Below are 19,337 nucleotides of genomic sequence, written 5' to 3'. Positions count from 1 at the left end.
AAAATTTTCTTTATGAAATTTTCAAAATCTAAACATATCGCTTTTCTGCTTTTTCTCTTTTTAATTGTACTCCGCACATCGGCACAGAATCCTGATGAGCAGATTACAGTAAAGGCTAAAGTACTCGATGAGCATAAAAGTCCTTTGGCAGGTGTGCTGGTCTACCTGCAGGAATCAAAAAATAACAAAGGGGTAAACACCGCGGCCGATGGGAGCTTTAGCATAAACTGTAGCACTAGTGACGTTTTTGTTTTTCAAATGAGTGGTTACCTGACCATCACCAAAAGAGCTGCTGAAGTAAACAACGGGAGCGTGGTTTTGGTTAAAGCACTTATTGATGCGGGTGATGATGATAATGTATATATCCCTTTTGGGGTCAGAAAAAAGAGACAGATTACCGCAACCATTAGTACAATTACCACTGAAAATCTGCCTCAAATTCCTTCTTCATCTTTAAATAACGTTTTTACCGGTCGTTTGCCTGGTTTATTGATTACGCCAAACGGTTCGCAGCAACCCGGATACGATGTATCCAGTTTTTTAATCCGGGGACGCTCTTCCTATAATAACAATCAGGACCCTCTGGTTCTTGTAGATGGAGTGGAACGGGATTTTAAATCAATGGATTTAAATGAAATAGAAAGTGTCAGCGTATTGAAGGACGCTGCAACGCTTGCCTGGTATGGCATGTATGCTGCCAATGGTGTAATTTATGTAAAAACAAAAAGAGGGAGCGCAACCTCGACAAAGGTTACCTTCGATGCCCAGGCTGGCTTGCAGGCACCTTTGGAAGTGACCAAACCTTTGGATTCTTACACCTATGCAAGCTTATACAATGAGGCCCAGGCCAACAGCGGAATTGCACCAAGCTATAGCGCAGAGGCACTTCAGGCTTATCAGACAGGATCAGATCCTTATAAATATCCCAACAACAATTTTGTCAGAGATTTTACCCGTACCGTGGCCCCAACGCAACGTTATGTTGCAACAGTAAGCGGGGGTAACGCTTTCCTGAAATTTTATACTTTATTAAGTTATTACAATCAGGGTGGTTTTTATAAAGGTGGAAGTAACCCAAGTTATGATGCAAATACCAATTTTAACCGTTACAACCTGCGGACCAACCTGGACCTGCATGTCAGTAAATCCCTGGATGTTGCGCTCGATGTTGGCGGAAGGATTACCAATTTGCGTTTTCCAAATGTAGGTACCGGAACCTTTTTGAGCACTGTATACAGTACACCTCCAAATGCCTTCCCGATTTTAAACCCTGATGGTTCATATGGCGGAACTTCCCTGTTTCAAAAAAGCAACCCCCTGGCCATGATGTCCTCCGCAGGTGTGAGTACCGATCTGACCCGGAATATGATTGCAACCATAGATGCCAGACAAAAACTAAACAACATACTCGAAGGTTTGACCTTGAACCTGTTTTACTCCTATGATGTCTACGGATCTTACCGTTCGGGCTTTAATCAGGATTATGAAGTTTATGAACCCAATCCGGCCGGAGGTTATAACCGTTTTGGGAATGCAACCATCGTTACGTATTCGCCGAATAGTTTTTCAGGCAATTTAAGAAAAAACGAATTCTGGGCCGGGTTTGATTATGACCGGAATTTCGATAAACATGGTGTCAATTTTTCTACCCGGGTGTCCAGGGCAATTTACTCTGCTTTTGCGGCGTTGGACTTAAAAAGGGAAGGCTGGTCAAACCGCTTGTCTTACAATTACAATCAGCGCTACTTCGTGGACCTGATTGGTACCGTCTCTGGCTCAGAGAATTTTATGCCGGGTAGGAGATATGGTTTTTTTCCAGCGCTGTCGGCCGGCTGGATCATCTCGGATGAAGATTTTATGAAAAACACTTCATTTCTGGACTTTTTGAAAATCAGAGGTTCTTATGGCTTGGTTGGAAATGATGCATTGACTTCCCTGGCCCGGAGGTTCTCTTTTGTGAACAGTTACAACAGGAGTGCGGGCGGATATAATTTCGGGACCAGTTATTCAGGGGTTGGCGGTACAGCAGAAAATCCTTTGGCCAATCCCGACCTGACCTGGGAGAAGGCTTATAAAACCAGTCTGGGATTTGATGCAAAGCTGTTTAAACAGTCGTTGTCTTTGAGTGCAGATTATTTTCATGAAAACCGCAAAAATTTACTGACCAATTCTATGATACCAAGTATTATAGGACAGTCCCTGGTGCAGGTTAATGAAGGGGAAGCATCCTACAAGGGGTTTGAAGCCAGTTTAAACTACAATAAAAAACTGGGTGCCCTAAACCTGAATTTCTTTGCGAATTATACTTACAGTACCAGTAAAATCCTGGCCATTAATGAAGGCGCAGGTTTACCAGATTATCAGAAACAGCTTGGACATCCTATTACCAGTGTGTACCAGCTGGCAACTGGCTATAACAGGAACTTCCTGAAGGCGGAGGGAATTTTTCAAAACCAGGCCGAAATTGACGCTTCACCCGTGCAACGTTTTTCCAGAACGGTTAAACCAGGGGATATAAAGTATAAGGACATTAACGGAGATGGTGTTATTGATAACCTCGATTTTGTGACAACAGATTACAATTTTGTACCGAAGTCTTTTTATGGTTTTGGATTTACCGCTGCTGCAAAAGGTTTTGATCTTTCTGTGTTTTTTCAAGGTGTTAGTGGAAGAACAATATCCATTCAGACACTGATAAATTCTGGTAATGCAAACAATGGTTATCTGAACCAATTCAGTGTTGACCGCTGGACCCCTTCCAGTCCGGATGCAAAATATCCAAGATTAATGATCACCGATCGGGGCAACAATACACAGAATTCCGATTTCTGGTTAAGGTCGGGTGATTATTTAAGATTAAAAAATGCGGAGATCGGCTATTCCCTTCCGGCTTCTTTTGTGAAAAGGTTAAAACTTTCTCAGGTGCGCTTTTACCTGAGTGGCCTGAACCTGCTCACGTTTGACAAACTGGGGGACCTGAATATAGACCCAGAATTGCCTGAAGCCGGATACAACTCTTCTTATCCATATATGAAAATTTACTCATTTGGTGTGAACCTGAAATTTTAATCGTAGAAAGATGAAAAAAAACTTGTTATACCTGGTCTTGTTGTTGATAACCATTGGCATTATGGCCTGTAAAAAAAGCTTTCTGCAAGACGGAACGCTAACCCCTGACGGCGCACTGACAGATGCACAGGAATGGGGAAACCCCGATTTTACACGGAATTTTTTAAACAACATTTATTCGACCCTGCAGATGCGCTACAGCCTGGATGGTGATGGTGCGCTGTTGGCTTCGGGAAGTGATGAAGCCGTGAATTCCAATCAAAACTCCTCCATTAATATCCTCAATAACGGGACCTGGAGCCCGGTCAGGATTTTTGATGATGTGTATTCTGCAATGTATACCGGTATCCGTAAAACCAATTTGTTTTTACTAAAGGTACCGACCAGTGCACTTTTGCCTACCGGATCTGCCACTTTTCAGGAGGAGGTACAGCGGGTAAAAGGTGAAGCCTTTTTTCTCAGGGCATTCTTTGAGTTTGAACTGGTGAAACGTTACGGAAGCATGGTTCTGGTGACCAGAGTCCTGGACCCCAAAGAAAATCTGGACCTTCCAAGGAATACTTTTCAGGAATGTGTCAATCAGATTGTGCTGGATTGTGATTCGGCAATAGCCCGTTTGCCTGAATCTACCCAGGACTGGACTGTTGGAACGGGAAGCAATGCCGATAAATCAAGGCTGGGAAGAGCAACCCAGACAGCCGCCCTGGCACTTAAATCGAGGCTGTTGCTTTATGCAGCAAGCCCTCAGTTTAATCCTTCAGCAGATGCAGCCAAATGGCAGAAAGCTGCTGATGCTGCAAAAGCACTGATTGACCGGAACAAACACAGTTTGTATACCTCTTATCCAAATATTTTTTTATGGAATATTTCCGGGGCTGCTTACAATAATGAGGTTATTTTTGCGACGCAAACCTTAAACAATGCCACCGTAGAAACGGATAATGCACCTATAAGTTATGATGGGGCAAGTGGAAGAACAAATCCGACACAGGAACTGGTCAATGCCTTTGAAATGAAAAGTTCGGGCCGCCCGATTACAGATCCGGCTTCGGGTTATTCTGCCCTGGCACCCTATAACGACAGGGACCCCAGACTTGGTTTTTCCATTATGTTTAATGGCTCGACCTTTAAAAATAAAAAAGTAGATATTTTTTCTGGTGGAAAAGACGGTATAGGTGTGAATGTAAACGCTACCAAAACAGGTTATTATATGCGCAAATTTCTGGCTGAAGCGGCAGTTTGGAATACCTCTGCCAATACCAGTGTGCGTAAACCATGGGTAATTTTCCGTTATGCAGAAATTCTGCTGAATTATGCCGAGGCGCTAAATGAGGCGCAAGGTACCGCTGCGATGACCGAAGTTTTAAAATCTGTTAACCTGATCCGTCAGCGGGCAGGTGTTGCCATGCCTGCATTACAGACCAACAACCCTTCAGCAGCAGGTTATGTGGCACCCAGTAAAGATGAAATCCGTAAAAGAATCCGGAACGAAAGAAGGGTAGAACTTTGTTTTGAAGAGCAGCGGTTTTATGATGTCAGAAGATGGAAAGAAGGAGAACTGAGTTTTAATAAGCCGGTTACAGGTATGAAAATTACCCAAACTGCTCCAGGAATTTTTACCTATGAAACTTTTACAGTGGAAAGTAGGGTGTTTACAGCAAAGAACTATTTGTTCCCGATTTCTCAGTCGGAATTGAATAAAGCACCGGCATTAAAACAAAATGAAGGTTATTAAGAAGCTTGTTTAATTGTTGATAGAACTGTACACATCCCGTTTTGGGATGTGCTACAGTTTCTTTTTGCATTTGAGCCCAGGATCGTACCATATAAAATTAAATCAATGAGAGGAAAACAATTGTTATTCTGTTTGTTAACTATGGCTGCCTTAACAGCCTCAGCGCAAAATAAACCAATCAAAAAAAGGGTGGATTCCCTGTTGAAGCTGATGACTTTAAAGGAAAAGATCGGGCAGCTCAATCAATATTCCGGTCGGGAACTGACCGGGCCGGCAAGTAACAGAAAAAACAATTTATTAAATGATATCCGCAGTGGTATGGTGGGGTCTATGCTGAATGTAAAAGGCGTAAAGGATACCCGGGAAATACAAGCTGCGGCCTTACAGTCCCGGCTTAAAATTCCTTTATTGTTTAGTCTTGATGTTATTCATGGTTATAAGACGGTTTTCCCGGTTCCACTTGCAGAAGCTGCTTCCTGGGATATGGAGGCCATTGGTCAGTCTGCACACATTGCGGCCAAAGAAGCCGCAGCATCGGGAATCCACTGGACTTTTGCACCAATGGTTGACATTGCAAGGGACCCGCGTTGGGGCAGAATTATGGAAGGGGCAGGGGAAGATACTTATTTGGGTTCAGCAATTGCCAAAGCGAGGGTTCTGGGTTTTCAGGGGAAGAAACTAGGAGCTACCGATGCGGTTATGGCTTGTGTAAAGCATTTTGCCGCTTACGGAGCTGCTGTTGCAGGAAGGGATTACAATCCGGTTGACATGAGTGAACAAATGCTTCATGAGGTCTATTTACCTCCTTTTAAAGCGGCCCTTGATGCAGGGGCGGCAACCTTTATGAATTCCTTTAATACCTTAAACGGTGTACCCGCTACAGCAAGCAGTTATCTTCAACGGGATATCCTGAAAGGTGCCTGGAAATACAGTGGTTTTGTGGTCAGTGACTGGGGCTCTATCCGGGAAATGGTGCCCTGGGGCTATGCACAGAACTTGAGTGAGGCAGCACAGTACGCCATTCTTGCCGGAAGTGATATGGATATGGAGAGTGAAGCCTATAAAAAAGAACTGGAAAAACTTGTTCTTGCCGGAAAGGTAAATAGTGTTCTGATCGATGACGCAGTGCGCCGGATTCTGACCAAAAAGTTTGAACTGGGCCTGTTTGATGATCCCTATAAATTTTCAGATTTCCAAAGAGAAGAAAGGGTGATGCAGGACAAGAGCCATGCCGCTATAGCCAGATCTGTTGCCAGAAGTTCAGTGGTATTGCTAAAAAATGAACTAAATACTTTACCCTTAAAAACGGGAATTAAAAAGATAGCCTTAATCGGACCATTGGCAACAGCGAAAACCGATTTGGCCAGTACCTGGACAGTTTATGCAGATACCTTAAGCATGACCAGTGTATATGAAGGTTTAAAGGAAAAATATAGTCCGGTAGCTGAATTGACCTATGCCAAAGGCTGTAACCTGAATGATCAGGATACGACCGGTTTTAAATCAGCAGTGGAGCTGGCCGGCAAGGCAGATGTCGTGGTCATGGTACTGGGAGAAGCAGGGGATATGACCGGTGAGGCCAAGTCCCGAACTGACCTTTCCCTGCCAGGTAGGCAGGAAGCTTTATTCAGAGCTGTAAAAGCAACAGGGAAAAAAATTGTGGTGGTGCTCATGGCAGGAAGGCCGTTGATTTTTAATTCCATTGCCCAGCAGGCAGATGCAATTGTTTATGCCTTCTGGCTTGGTGCAGAAGCTGGACATGCAGTGGCTGATGTGCTGAGTGGGGATTACAATCCTTCCGGTAAATTGCCTGTTACATTTCCCCGTTCTGTAGGACAGATTCCATTATTTTACAATTATCTTAATACCGGAAGGCCAATAAGCAAGGAAGGGGATATTCATTACAGATCGGCGTATATGGATTCGCCCAACAGCCCAAGATATGCATTTGGTTACGGCCTAAGTTATACCAGTTTCGATTACAGTAACTTGAAAATGAGTACAGATTTTCTAAAGAAGGGGCAGGACCTTACAGTAAGTTTTACTTTAAAAAATACAGGTGAATATACTGGGGAAGAGGTTGTTCAGCTTTATATTCAGGATAAAGTTGCTTCTATTGTCCGGCCTGTGAAAGAACTGAAGGGTTTTGAAAAAATAAACTTAAAACCTGGGGAGCGCAAAATAGTAAAATTTGTCCTTCCCGCCAGTCAGCTTGCTTTTTATAAGCCGGGGGCAGGGTGGGTCACCGAAGCCGGGGCTTTCAAATTAATGATCGGATCTGCTTCTGACCAGATCCGTTTGGAACAAACATTTAACTTAAATTAGCTGGATGCATTCAGATAAGCAATTTCAGATGAACGGAAAAAGAAGATTTGGAAAACAGGTCGGCAGGATCATTTTAGTATTGATGTTATTCTGCAGGTGGAGCACACCTGCTGCCGCTCAAAGTGATAACCTGCCGGGCGGAAGAATAAAAATGGGTTTTAATGACGCCTGGTTTTTTGGTAAAGATGAAAAAGACCAGGCCGGAGCGGCTTCGCTGGATGTTTTGAAATGGAAAAAAATTACGCTGCCGCATACCTGGAATGCAAAAGATGTACTGGATGATGAACCCGGTTATTACCGGGGAACAGGCTGGTATAAAAAAAGTTTCAAAAGCAATATGAGCTGGAAAAACAAGTCTGTTTTTTTATGTTTTGACGGCGTTAACCAGGAAACAGAAGTATATGTGAACGGCCGTCTTGCCGGCAGTCATAAAGGAGGATACACTGGTTTTGTCATCCCTATTGGTCATCTGTTGAAATTTGAGGGAAATGGATGGAATGATATTGCCGTAAAGGTCAGTAACCGTTACAATGAAGATATTGCCCCTTTAACAGCCGATTTTACCTTTTTTGGAGGAATCTATAGAAATGTGAACCTTCTGGTCACTGAAGACATCCACTTCTCAAAAGCAGATTATGGCAGCGATGGAATTTACATCAGAACCCCATTGGTTTCGGATCAGAAGGCGGCAATACAAACAGAAAACAAGCTGGAAAATGCATCCGGCAAGATCCGGAAATTAAAGCTGATCACTGTATTGTTTAATGCCGAAGGAAAGCAAGTGGCTGAAAAAACGACCAGTGTGCTTTTAGCTGCAGGTGAAAGTAAACTCATCAAACAAGATTTGCCGGTTTTGGAGCAGCCCAATTTATGGTCTGTTGATCGTCCATATTTATACAGGATTGTAAGCAGGATTACCGATGCTGCAGGTGGTGGTATATTGGACCAGGTTTCCAGCTCCTTAGGATTGCGATGGTTCAAATTCGATGCGGAAAAAGGTTTCTTTCTGAATGGGAAAGCGCTTAAATTGGTGGGGGCAAGCCGTCACCAGGATTACCAGGGCATTGGAAATGCGGTACCGGAAGCATTGCAGATCAGGGATGTGGAACTGTTGAAAGCAATGGGCGGAAATTTTTTAAGGGTGGCCCATTATCCCCAGGACCCGGTGATCCTGGAAAGTTGTGACCGTTTGGGCATTCTTGCTTCTGTTGAAATTCCCATTGTCAATGCCATTACAGAATCTGAAGCATTTACAGCTGTCAGCAAAAATATGCAGCTGGAAATGATCCGGCAAAACTTTAACCATCCGAGTGTGGTGATCTGGGCTTATATGAATGAAGTTCTGCTCAGGCCTAAATTTGGAAATGACAAAATTCGCCAGCAATTGTATTTTGACCACATCCGTGAACTGGCCCAATCGCTGGAAGACCTGACTCGAAAAGAAGACCCTTCCAGGTACACCATGATGGCCTGTCATGGTGATTTTGACCGTTATCATAAAGTTGGTCTTACAAAAATCCCGATGATCGTTGGATGGAACCTTTACCAGGGTTGGTACAGTGCAGGACTGGATGATTTTGCAAAGTTTTTAGACAAACACCATCAGGTATTGCCTGATAAACCGCTGCTGGTTAGCGAATATGGGGCAGATGCAGACCCGAGAATCCGTTCTTTTAGGCCAGTACGTTTTGATAAAAGTATAGAGTATGCCATCAACTATCATCAGGTTTATTTAAATGCAGTTTTAAAAAGGCCTTTTGTAAGCGGGGCGATGGCCTGGAACCTCGCGGATTTTAATTCAGAAACCAGGGAGGAAACCATGCCCCATATCAATAATAAAGGATTATTGACCCTTTCCAGGCAAGCAAAAGATACGTATTTTCTGTATCAGGCTTATTTACTGGATAGGCCCTTTCTTAAAATCAGTTCTGAGCTTTGGAGAGACCGGGCAGGTATTTCTGACCCTTCGGGAACAATTTCCACACAGCCCGTCCAGGTGGTAACGAACTTAACATCTGCAGAACTTTTTTTAAATGGTAAAAGCCTTGGGATCCGTCAAAGTAAAGATAAGCTTTGTGAATGGGAAGTCCCGTTTAAACAAGGAGAAAACAGTTTAAGGACTGTTGATCCCAATAATCCATTAAACAGTGACCAGCTGGTATTGAATTTTAACCTGGTGCCACAGAACTTTACAGGACCATTAGGAAAAGACTTTCATCAGCTCAACATCCTGCTTGGGGCAGACCGGTATTTTATTGATCAGGACCTGCACCAGGTCTGGATTCCGGACCAACCTTATCAGCAAGGTTCCTGGGGCAGGATAGGGGGCAACCCATTTAAGGGAAGCAATAACCGGATTTCTTATGGAAGTGATAAAAATATCCTGAACACAGATCTGGATCCCGTGTATCAAACCCAAAGGATAGACATTAAACAATATAAAATGGATGTTCCAGATGGCGATTACGAATTAAACCTGCTGTTTTCTGAGCTGATCGGAGGGATTGATAAGGAAGCCCTGGCGTATAACCTGGATAACAATCATGTCAAAGAGAAAGCGGAAGAACGGATATTTAGTGTACAGGTTAATGGGAAGGTCTTTTTGAAGGATTTCAATCTGGCCGAAAATTATGGCTATGCGACTGCGGTAAAGCAGCAAATCAGGCTGAATGTGACCGGTGGAAGGGGCATTACGATTGACTTTATCCCTGTAAAAGGTAAGCCCGTACTGAATGCACTGCAGCTAAGAAAAACAAATTAAAATGACAAATCAATCAATACAGAAAGGTCTTAAAAGGTTTACGTTGGGTTTATCTCTTGGTCTGGGCCTGCTGTTACAACAGCAGCAAGCCCTGATGGCCCAGGGGACTTTTAAGGAAAAAAGCGACCTGTATATCCGGGCAGAAAAGCTGCTCAAAAATCAGGTAATGGAAGAAGCGGCATGGGCCATGAAACAAAGCCCCGTTACGGTAACGGCATCAATTTCTGCTGAAAGTGCTGGCGGAAAGCACGATTTTTTTTCCCAGGCCGATTATTTCTGGCCTGATCCGGAAAATACCAATGGCCCCTATAAAGAAAGAGACGGGCTGACAAATCCAGGGAACTTTGTAGCCCATCGTAAAGCGATGATCCGTTTAAGCCGGATTATTGGTGCACTTGCTTCTGCTTATAAAATAACGGGTGAAGAAAAATATGTAAAACAAGCCTTATTACATCTTGAAGCCTGGTTTTTGAACCCGGAAACCTTAATGAATCCGAGTCTTTGGTATGCCCAGGCCGTAAAAGGCAGACAGACCGGGCGGAATTACGGCATTATTGATACCATACACCTGATGGAAGTTGCGCAGGGTATTCTGGTTATGGAAAGGGCAAAAGTTTTTGATCCGGATAAAGCCAAAGGTATTAAAAAATGGTTTGCAGAGTATATGCAATGGCTCAATACCAGTAAACCGGGACTACAGGAAAAAGGAATTAAAAACAATCATTCCACTTGCTGGGCCATGCAGGTGGCCTCCTTTGCAAAACTTTGTGGAGACCAGTCAATGCTGGACTCCATGCGATTAAGGTATAAAACAGTTTTATTACCTACGCAAATGGCATTGGATGGAAGTTTCCCTCTGGAGCTGGCAAGGACTAAGCCATATGGGTATTCGATTTTTAACCTGGATGCAATGGTGATGCTTTGCCAGATCCTTTCCCGGCCTGGCGATGACCTGTGGACATTTGAAAGTACAGATGGCAGGTCCATCAAAAAAGGAATTTCCTATCTGTATCCATATGTTTCAGATAAAGGGAAATGGCCCTTGAAACCTGATGTCATGTATTGGGAAAACTGGCCTGTTGCACAGCCTTTTCTATTGTTTGGGGCTTCAGCTTTTCACCAGGAAAACTGGTTTAATACCTGGAAAGCCTTGGATCACCAGCCTCAAGTAGAAGAAGTGATCCGGAACCTACCTATACGTCATCCTTTAATTTGGTTATAAATATGAAATATACATCCGTTTTTTTATTGCTTTTGTGGCCCTCTCTGCTCCAGGCACAGCAGAAATGGCAATCCAGGTATGTCAAAATGAAAAAGGACAGCAGCTTGGTTTACATGCCCGACGAAAAGGGAAATGTTATTCCTGATTTTAGTCAGGTGGGTTATCACCATAATCAAATTCCCATACCCTTTGTGAAAGTGGTTAAAAGTATTTCTCCTGCTGGCACAGATGCCGACCAGCAGCTTATTCAAAATGCTATTGATGAAATTGCCAGCTTACCGGCAGATGAAAAAGGTTTTCGAGGAGCTTTGCTGTTGAAAAAAGGAATCTATAAAATACCAGGCAGCCTTAAAATTTCAAACGGAGGAATTGTTTTAAGGGGAGAAGGGGAAGCGACGAAACTGATCGCTACAGGCAAGGGCCAACGAAAACTTTTGATGGTCTCAGGGCAAGGTAAACTTGAGGAAATTGCTGGAACCAGATTGAAAATCAAGGATAAATATGTTCCTGTGGGCGCCAAATCTTTCCGGTTAAGCAACACAGCAGATTTGAAAAAAGGAGACCGGATTGTTGTTTTCAGGCCCGGAACAAAACAGTGGATCCAGGACCTTAAAATGGACCAGATTGAACCAGGTAACGGGACCATACAATGGACACCGGAAGAATACAACCTGAAATTTGAAAGGACCATTACCGCAATCAGGGGCAACACCATTTTTATCGATCAGCCGGTGGTTATGGCGATGGAAGAGCAATATGGAGGCGGAGAGATTTTTAAATATCAGTTTAATGGAAGGATTTCTGAAGTAGGTATAGAGGATATGGCTTTTGAATCGGAATTTGCTTCACCGACAGATGAGGATCATGGCTGGGATGCAGTTTCCTTTAATAAAATCGAAAATTCCTGGGTATCGGGCGTAATTAGTCATTATTTTGGATACTCCTGTGTAAACCTGGGTGCAGACAGTAAAAATATAACAGTTCGAAACAGCAAGTGTTTTGCACCAAAATCGCAGATTACCGGTGGCAGGAGGTATTCCTTTAACAATGATGGCCAGTTGAACCTGTTTGTAAATTGCTATGCTTCTGAAGGCAGACACGACTATGTTACAGGGGCGAAGGTGGCCGGACCGAATGTTTTTTTTAATTGCAGGTCCGAAAATGCAAAAGCCGATATCGGACCTCATCACCGCTGGGCGATGGGTACTCTATACGACAATATAATCACCGACGGAGAGATCAATATTCAGGACAGGGGAAACTGGGGCACAGGACATGGCTGGTCCGGAGTAAACCAGGTTTTATGGAATTGTACCGCAAAAAGTGCTGCAGTACAAAATCCCTATGTTTCTGGTCAGAATTACAGCATAGGCCTTAAGGGTGAAAAAGTACAGGGCCGTTTGAAAAACCGGCCTGACGGAAACTGGGAAGGACAGAACCAGCAGGGGCTGGAGCCTGGTTCCCTTTATTTAATGCAGGTAAAACAATTCAAAAAACAAATTAATTGATAACACATGAATAAGATTTTAGTAAGTATATTGGGGATAACGTTAACTGCGGGGATTGCCCGGGCGCAGAAAATTAATGTTTCAAAGGCCTTTGCGTCGGCCGAAAAGCAAACAGATGTTTTACTTTCCGAAATTAAAAAAGATACCCTTGCACAAAGAAAAAATCAGGTTTCTCCCCGTACAGTAGAAAATGGCCAGTTTAAAATGGTGGTTTCCAGAGACTGGACCAGCGGTTTTTTTCCGGGAGAACTTTGGTTTTTTTATGAGTATACTAAAAACCCCAAATGGCTTGAACTCGCCAGGACTTATACAGAAAAGATCAAAAAAGAGCAATGGAATACCGGAACCCATGATCTGGGCTTTATGATTTACTGCAGTTTTGGAAATGGTTACCGTTTGACCAAAGACAGCGCTTACCGGTCGGTGATTATACAAGCGGCAAAATCTTTATCCAAAAGGTTTAACCCGGTCGCAGGGGTGATTAAATCCTGGGACCATAATGAAGACAAATGGAAATATCCGGTCATTATTGACAACATGATGAATCTTGAGCTGCTTTTTGAAGCCACTAAATTGACCGGTGATTCCTCTTTTTATAAAATAGCAATCAGTCATGCCAACACCACCATGAAAAATCATTTCAGACCTGATTTTAGTTCCTGGCATGTACTGGATTACGATACCCAGACGGGCAAGGTACGCCAAAAAGTAACCGCTCAGGGTTATAGTGATGAGTCGGCATGGGCAAGGGGACAGGCTTGGGCCTTGTATGGATTTACCATGTGCTACAGAGAGACTGGAAATAAAATTTACTTATCTCAGGCTAAATCTATTGCCTCATTTATATTGAACAATAAGTCTACCCCGGAGGATGGCATTCCTTACTGGGATTATAATGATCCGGGAATTCCAAATGTATCCAGGGATGCTTCCGCAGCAGCCATCACGGCCTCAGCATTATATGAATTGTCGGGTTATGCAGGTAGCGAAGGCTATAGGGCTGCAGCAGATAAAATTTTAACCAGCCTGAATAAAAGCTATACCAGTAAAGCCGGGGAAAATAGAGGCTTTATTCTGGCACACAGTACCGGGCACCGGCCTGCACATTCCGAAGTAGATGTACCCATTAATTATGCTGATTATTATTATCTGGAGGCATTATTAAGAAGCAGGAAATAATGAAAACCAAATACGCTCTGGGGATTCTTTTATCCCTTTTAATTCCCCTGATGGCTTTAAAGTCAGCAGGGGGATTATCCAATGGCAAAGTGGTCATTGGATATGTGGGTGGTTATAAAGGTCTGATCAATACTGCTGCAATAGAGGTTCAGAAAGTAACGCACTTAAATTACGCTTTTGTAAATGTCAGAAACAACAGGGCTGTTCTTGGCCGTGAGGCAACAGACACCATTAACCTGAAGAATCTTTCTGCATTGAAAACAAAAAAACAGCAGTTAAAAATATTACTGTCTATAGGTGGCTGGGCCTGGAGTAAAAATTTTTCAGACGCTGCCTGGAGCGATACCTCCAGAAAGGCTTTTGCCAAAAGTGCTGTTGCCCTGGCGGCACGCTTTAAAATGGATGGGATAGATATAGACTGGGAATACCCGGGCATCTCTGCAAACAAGGGGAATATCTACAGAAAAGAGGATAAAGGGAACTTTACCTTGCTGTTGAAAAGCCTGAGGGAACAACTGGACAGTCTTGGACAGAAGGAAAACAGAACACTCCTGCTGACAGTTGCAGTGGGTGGTTTTTCCAACTTTATCAAACACACGGAAATGGACAAAGCACAGCTGTACCTCGACTTTGTTAATCTGATGACCTATGATTTTTACCCTGGACAAACTGCCGTACACCATACCAATTTGTATCCTTCGAAACAATACTCGGGAAATAGCGCTGACCGGGTGGTCAAAGAATTTACTGCTGCCGGCGTTCCAGCTGCCAAACTGGTGATGGGTATTGCATTTTATGGACAAAAAGTGAAGCTTAAAGAAAATTCATTTAAAGGACTAACAGATACAGTTTTATCTGCGGGTTATGGGAAAGGTTATACCTTTATTAAAGACAGTCTGATCAATAAAAAGGGCTTTGTCTCTTACCGGGACAAAGCAGCTGATGCCGCATACATTTACAATCCGGAAACCCTGGAGCTGATGAGCTATGATGACGAACGTTCTGTGAAAGCTAAATGCAAGTATGTCAAAAAGCAGGGTATGGCGGGTGTGATGTTCTGGGAATATGATGCCGATCTGAATGGTTACCTTTTAGAACAGATTCATAAAAGTTTAAAATGAGCAGGTGCCCGCAGATTTTAACTTGCCAGGGGAATGGCCATAATGTTGTCTGAAAGAACGGATAAAAGCAGCATCGGAACTAAAACCAACTATTGCTGCAACTTCACCAACACGATAACCTCCGGAAGTAAGCAGAATATGGGCCTTTTCCATACGGAGTTGCTGGACATAACCAAAAACAGTAGTCCCGAATAATTTTTTGAACCCGCTTTTGAGCTTAAACTCATTCAAAAAGAAAGTACGGCTAATGCCTTGCAGACTAAGGTCGGCTAAATAATGTTCGGCTAAAAAATCCTTTATGGCATGTAATTGTTCCTGTTCTTTTAAATCTGGTTTTGATGAAGGTTTCTGATGATTTTCGGGATACTGGCTTAAGGTGATCAAGGTAAGTTCTTGAACCATGGAGCGGATATAGCTGAACTGAAGAGGGGCTATAACCGGAGGGTTTTTAATCCTTTGAAGGATATCTTGCTGCCAGGTATTGATGGGCCGGTTGCGGGGGAACAGCCGAAAGGATTTCTTTTTTTCTGCGGCCTCTAAAACCCGCTCAAATTCAGTACCCGCTTCTAAAAGTGTTTGTTGAAAATAAACAGGGTTTAATCCCAGGCACAGATATTCGTATTGCCGCTGTTTTGGGAAAATAAAAGTGCTTACCGGGTCCACACAATTCAGAAGGTTAAAGTGCCCGGCTTTTATCGGTACGGTATCTTTGAAACCCGAAATGTGGGCCTCAGATTGTCCCGAAAGCTGGAAATGCAGGCTAACGTGTGTGGTATCTTCCATATGGTTTACCTGAAGCCCCTGAATAAAGTCCGAGGAAAAATTGAGCAGGGCAAAGTCCTGGTCCCTGACGGTCCTGCTTTTGCACATAAATTGATCTTCCAGCTTTCCAGTCTGTTCAGCAGAAACAAATTTGTTTGAAAACTCCCTTCTGATCAGACTGGAAAATTCAGCTCCTTCAATTTGATACATCATTTATCCTTTTGGGTCAATTTTAAATCCTGATCTGCACATCAAGATTCTGCTGGATGTTTCAAATTGCGGCTTCAGGTCCTTTGGGCTGCTAATTTACAAAATTGCCCCGGGCTTATTAAAATACTCGCATATGAATCATTCAGCTAAGACAAAAATTGACATTTCCGCTTGGAAAAGAAAGGACCATTTCTATTTCTTTAAAGATTTTGAGCAGCCATTCTTTGGGATCAGCACAGCGCTGAACTGTACAAGTGCCTACCGTTATTGTAAAGCGTATCAAATTCCCTTTTTTTTGTTCTATCTGCATAAATCACTAATGGCAGTGAATGCTCTTAAGGAATTTAAACATCGAATAGAACAAGATCAAGTCTGTGAATACGAATGCATATCCGGATCGGTAACCGTTTTGAGAAGGGACGAGACTTTTGGTTTTGCCTATTTCGGTTATGACCCGGATTTTAAAGTATTCTGTAAAGAAGTAAAAGAAGCAATCGCGCAGGAAAAGGTCGCCAGGGGTTTACAAAGCAAAGCTGACCGAAAGGATGTGATTCATTTTTCTGTTTTAACAGGAATTGAATTTACTGCCTTGCAACATGCTCAAAAACAATCGGCCGACAGCATCCCTAAAATTGTATTTGGCAAAGTGAAAGCGCAAAATGGACAGGTGCTTATGCCTCTTTCTATCCATGTTCATCATGCTTTGTGCGATGGTGTTCACGTTTCGAAATTGATCAGCTCTTTTCAGCAGCACCTGGAATTGTTTTAAGCGGGGCGGGGGCAGAGGGTTCCATTTCTATAATGCACCTTTCATTTTTTATAATTTCAATGGATTCGGCGATCTCAAATTCATTTTTCATTCTTTTCTCTTCCATGCGCAGGTATTTTTTCAATTCCTTTTTATGGAAAGCCTGAAAAAACCTCCTGATCTCTTCGTCAGATTTAAGAATAAGCCCGGGAACCTGAACCGTACTGCGGTGTTCGTCCATGGCAACCATGGTGAAATAACTGGTATTGGTATGTTTGACCTCTTTGGTTTTTACATTTTCAGAGATCACCCTGATCCCGACAACCAGTGAAGTATTACTGACGTAATTTACAGAAGCCATCAGTGAAATCAGCTCCCCAACTTCTACCGGGGCAAGAAAATCAATGGCATCGACAGAAGCTGTAACACAATAGGCCCCGGCATGTTTTGCTGCACATACATAGGCGACTTTGTCCATTAAGCCCATAATGATGCCTCCATGGATCTTACCGCCAAAATTGGCATAAGAAGGGATCATCAGCTCTGTGAGGGTGGTTTGAGATTCAGCAACGGTTTTATAGTTTTCCATGTTTAAAAGTAGTCATGAGAAATTATAAAATAAATGTTTTATACAAGAAATTTACCTTTTGCTACCCGAGGTTAATTTTACTTTTTCCGAATTTGGTATATTACATAAGGGGGTTGGTCTAAAAAAATTGGCCTTTTGGGCCTAATCCTGGATATTTAGCGGTTATGAAGGAAACGTCGAATGATCAGAGTTTGTTCCTGAGATTTTTAATGAGCCCAAAGACACGATTGGTCCGGCACCTAAGCCTTATTTTGGTTCTTACACTTTTAAGCCTGCTTTCAGGTGGGGAGCCTGAGCAAAAATATTACGGAAATATCACCATCTATGTCACTGCAGCACTGTTTCTTTGGTTCATCACACCTTTTTATCTGAACATGTACCTGCTGGTTCCCCGCTTGCTGTTCAAAGGAAAACTTTTGGCCTATATGTTTACAGTAATCCTGCTGATACTGGGCAGTTTTTTACTGTTGATTACCGGAGATGAATTTTTACAGAAATACAGGATCAATCCCGTTCAGATTGAAAGGAATATGGTCCAGGCCTTTTTAGGCTTTTTATTGGTTTTTGCTATCGTGATGGCCGCCTCTACTGCAGTTAAACTATTTCAGCGCTGGGTTAAGGACAGCCAGACCCTGGCAGAGGTCAAACAACAGGCCCTCAGGGCAGAGCTTTCCCAGCTTAAAGGGCAGGTCAATCCGCATTTTCTGTTCAATACCCTAAACAATGCCCATGTGCTCACACAAACCAATCCGGATAAGGCTTCTGCAGTACTGATCAGTTTGAGCCGGATGCTCCGCTACCAGTTGTATGACGGGGACAGGGAGCTTGTTCCCTTGCGCAACGACCTTAATTTTTTGGAAGACTTTCTGGAACTGGAAAAGATACGCAGGGAAGGGTTTGATTATGAAATTAACCTTTCCGGTTCCCTGATGGGCATCATGATTCCCCATTTTCTGTTTATTCCATTTGTAGAAAATGCAGTTAAGCATAGTTACGATATTCACCAGCCTTCCTTCGTAAAATTATGGTTGAGCGTAAACAATTCCTTTTTATGCTTTAGCTGCAGCAATTCAGTGCCAGAGCATCCCCTTAAACAGGAACGTAGTAACGGAGGGATCGGTTTAGCCAATATCCGTCGCAGACTGGAACTTTTGTATGCAGAAGATTTTATTCTTGAACTGGATGCCGGTCATTTAAATTACCTGGTGAACATGAAAATTCCTTTACCATCCTAATGATGAACATCAAGAATTCAGATTTGATAAAAGAAAATAACCCAAATAAGATGAAATGTATCGTAGTCGATGATGAACCCTTAGCCAGGGAAGGCATGCACAGGCTTATTGCAAAGGAAAAAGGATTGGAACTGCTGAGCAGTTTTAACAATGCGCTGGACGCGATATCCTATCTGCATCAAACCGAAGTTGATCTGGTTTTTCTGGACATCCGTATGCCAGGTACCAGCGGTCTTGAATTTGCAGGAAGTATATCCGGAAAAACCCTGGTTATTTTTACAACTGCTTACGAACAATATGCGATAAAAAGCTATGATTTGGATGCAGTGGATTACCTTTTAAAGCCCATACAGCAGGAACGTTTTGAAAAAGCAGTACAGAAAGCGGCCCTGATGCATGAGCTGCTTCAGTCTAAGGAAGCCCCCTCTGAATTGGGGGATTCTACGGAAGATTATTTATTTATAAAAGCGGAACGCAGATTTTATAAAGTATATTATAATGACATCTGCTATGTGGAGGGTTTAAAAGATTATGTAATCCTGCACATTGGGGAGGAAAAGCTCATCACAGCGGTCAATCTGAAAGGCATGCACAGCCGCTTGCCGGAAAGGCTTTTTATGAGGGTGGGGAAGTCTTATCTGGTCAATACATCAAGAATTACCTCTTTCGATTTACACACCCTGTACCTGGGCACCAAAGAAGTTCCTTTAGGAGAGGCTTACAGAAAAGCCTTCTTCAGTAATTTCGCGAAAAAAGAAATTTAAAGGAAAAGTAGGGGGAAAACATGGCTTTTGTAGAATTTTTGAAGGCTTTGGTATAATCTTTTCAAAAAGCATATACCCGTCCTATAGTTTTGAGGGTATATTCTTATCT

At 42.9% G+C, this 19,337-nt stretch carries 13 protein-coding genes; 11 read left to right on the top strand and 2 right to left on the bottom strand.

Going from position 1 to position 19,337, the window contains the following annotated elements; all coding sequences use genetic code 11:
- The first annotated feature begins 12 nt into the window (after nt 1–12).
- From B0O44_RS03980 to B0O44_RS03945, 8 genes are all read left to right on the top strand, one after another.
- Nucleotides 13–3,069: a SusC/RagA family TonB-linked outer membrane protein gene (locus B0O44_RS03980; RefSeq protein WP_170123261.1), complete on the top strand. Its 3,057-nt coding sequence runs from the start codon at nt 13–15 to the stop codon at nt 3,067–3,069.
- Nucleotides 3,070–3,079: 10 nt separating this feature from the next.
- Complete coding sequence (locus B0O44_RS03975; RefSeq protein WP_110827373.1) at nt 3,080–4,804, top strand: RagB/SusD family nutrient uptake outer membrane protein; 1,725 nt, start codon at nt 3,080–3,082, stop codon at nt 4,802–4,804.
- Between the two features lie 141 nt (nt 4,805–4,945).
- Nucleotides 4,946–7,129 (top strand): beta-glucosidase BglX, encoded by a 2,184-nt coding sequence (gene bglX, locus B0O44_RS03970; RefSeq protein ID WP_245943569.1) that lies wholly within the window; start codon nt 4,946–4,948, stop codon nt 7,127–7,129.
- A 28-nt stretch (nt 7,130–7,157) separates the two neighbouring features.
- A complete protein-coding gene (locus B0O44_RS03965; RefSeq protein WP_170123260.1) occupies nt 7,158–9,890 on the top strand; it encodes a glycoside hydrolase family 2 TIM barrel-domain containing protein in 2,733 nt (910 codons plus the stop codon).
- A gap of 1 nt (nt 9,891) precedes the next feature.
- On the top strand, nt 9,892–11,112 hold the full coding sequence (locus B0O44_RS03960) for an alginate lyase family protein (protein WP_245943553.1): 1,221 nt from the start codon (nt 9,892–9,894) through the stop codon (nt 11,110–11,112).
- Nucleotides 11,113–11,114: 2 nt separating this feature from the next.
- The gene (locus B0O44_RS03955) at nt 11,115–12,620 is read left to right on the top strand and encodes a hypothetical protein (protein ID WP_110827370.1); all 1,506 of its coding nucleotides are present in this window, start codon (nt 11,115–11,117) and stop codon (nt 12,618–12,620) included.
- A gap of 6 nt (nt 12,621–12,626) precedes the next feature.
- Complete coding sequence (locus tag B0O44_RS03950) at nt 12,627–13,799, top strand: glycoside hydrolase family 88 protein (protein WP_110827369.1); 1,173 nt, start codon at nt 12,627–12,629, stop codon at nt 13,797–13,799.
- On the top strand, nt 13,799–14,920 hold the full coding sequence (locus B0O44_RS03945; protein ID WP_110827368.1) for a glycoside hydrolase family 18 protein: 1,122 nt from the start codon (nt 13,799–13,801) through the stop codon (nt 14,918–14,920). The genes B0O44_RS03950 and B0O44_RS03945 overlap by 1 nt, the downstream gene beginning before the upstream one ends.
- Here B0O44_RS03945 and B0O44_RS03940 read toward each other — a convergent pair.
- A complete protein-coding gene (locus B0O44_RS03940; RefSeq protein WP_110827367.1) occupies nt 14,912–15,895 on the bottom strand; it encodes a helix-turn-helix transcriptional regulator in 984 nt (327 codons plus the stop codon). The two genes, B0O44_RS03945 and B0O44_RS03940, sit on opposite strands and share 9 nt — an antisense overlap.
- Before the next feature lie 130 nt (nt 15,896–16,025).
- Between B0O44_RS03940 and B0O44_RS03935 the strand changes: the two genes are divergently transcribed.
- Nucleotides 16,026–16,661, top strand: coding sequence for a chloramphenicol acetyltransferase (locus tag B0O44_RS03935; RefSeq protein WP_110827366.1), 636 nt, complete (start codon nt 16,026–16,028; stop codon nt 16,659–16,661).
- On the opposite strand, the gene B0O44_RS03930 is transcribed toward B0O44_RS03935, so the two are convergent.
- A complete protein-coding gene (locus B0O44_RS03930; RefSeq protein ID WP_110827365.1) occupies nt 16,627–17,229 on the bottom strand; it encodes an acyl-CoA thioesterase in 603 nt (200 codons plus the stop codon). The genes B0O44_RS03935 and B0O44_RS03930 overlap by 35 nt on opposite strands.
- A 164-nt stretch (nt 17,230–17,393) precedes the next feature.
- Between B0O44_RS03930 and B0O44_RS03925 the strand changes: the two genes are divergently transcribed.
- Together B0O44_RS03925 and B0O44_RS03920 are read left to right on the top strand one after the other, a co-directional pair.
- Complete coding sequence (locus tag B0O44_RS03925) at nt 17,394–18,464, top strand: sensor histidine kinase (protein ID WP_110827364.1); 1,071 nt, start codon at nt 17,394–17,396, stop codon at nt 18,462–18,464.
- A 50-nt stretch (nt 18,465–18,514) separates the two neighbouring features.
- A complete protein-coding gene (locus B0O44_RS03920; RefSeq protein ID WP_110827559.1) occupies nt 18,515–19,228 on the top strand; it encodes a LytR/AlgR family response regulator transcription factor in 714 nt (237 codons plus the stop codon).
- Nucleotides 19,229–19,337 lie beyond the last annotated feature (109 nt).

This window comes from Pedobacter nutrimenti, from assembly GCF_003208655.1.
GTDB lineage: Bacteria > Bacteroidota > Bacteroidia > Sphingobacteriales > Sphingobacteriaceae > Pedobacter > Pedobacter nutrimenti.
The sequence above is the reverse complement of the archived record's forward strand: the minus strand, read 5'-3'. Positions and strand labels throughout refer to the sequence as shown.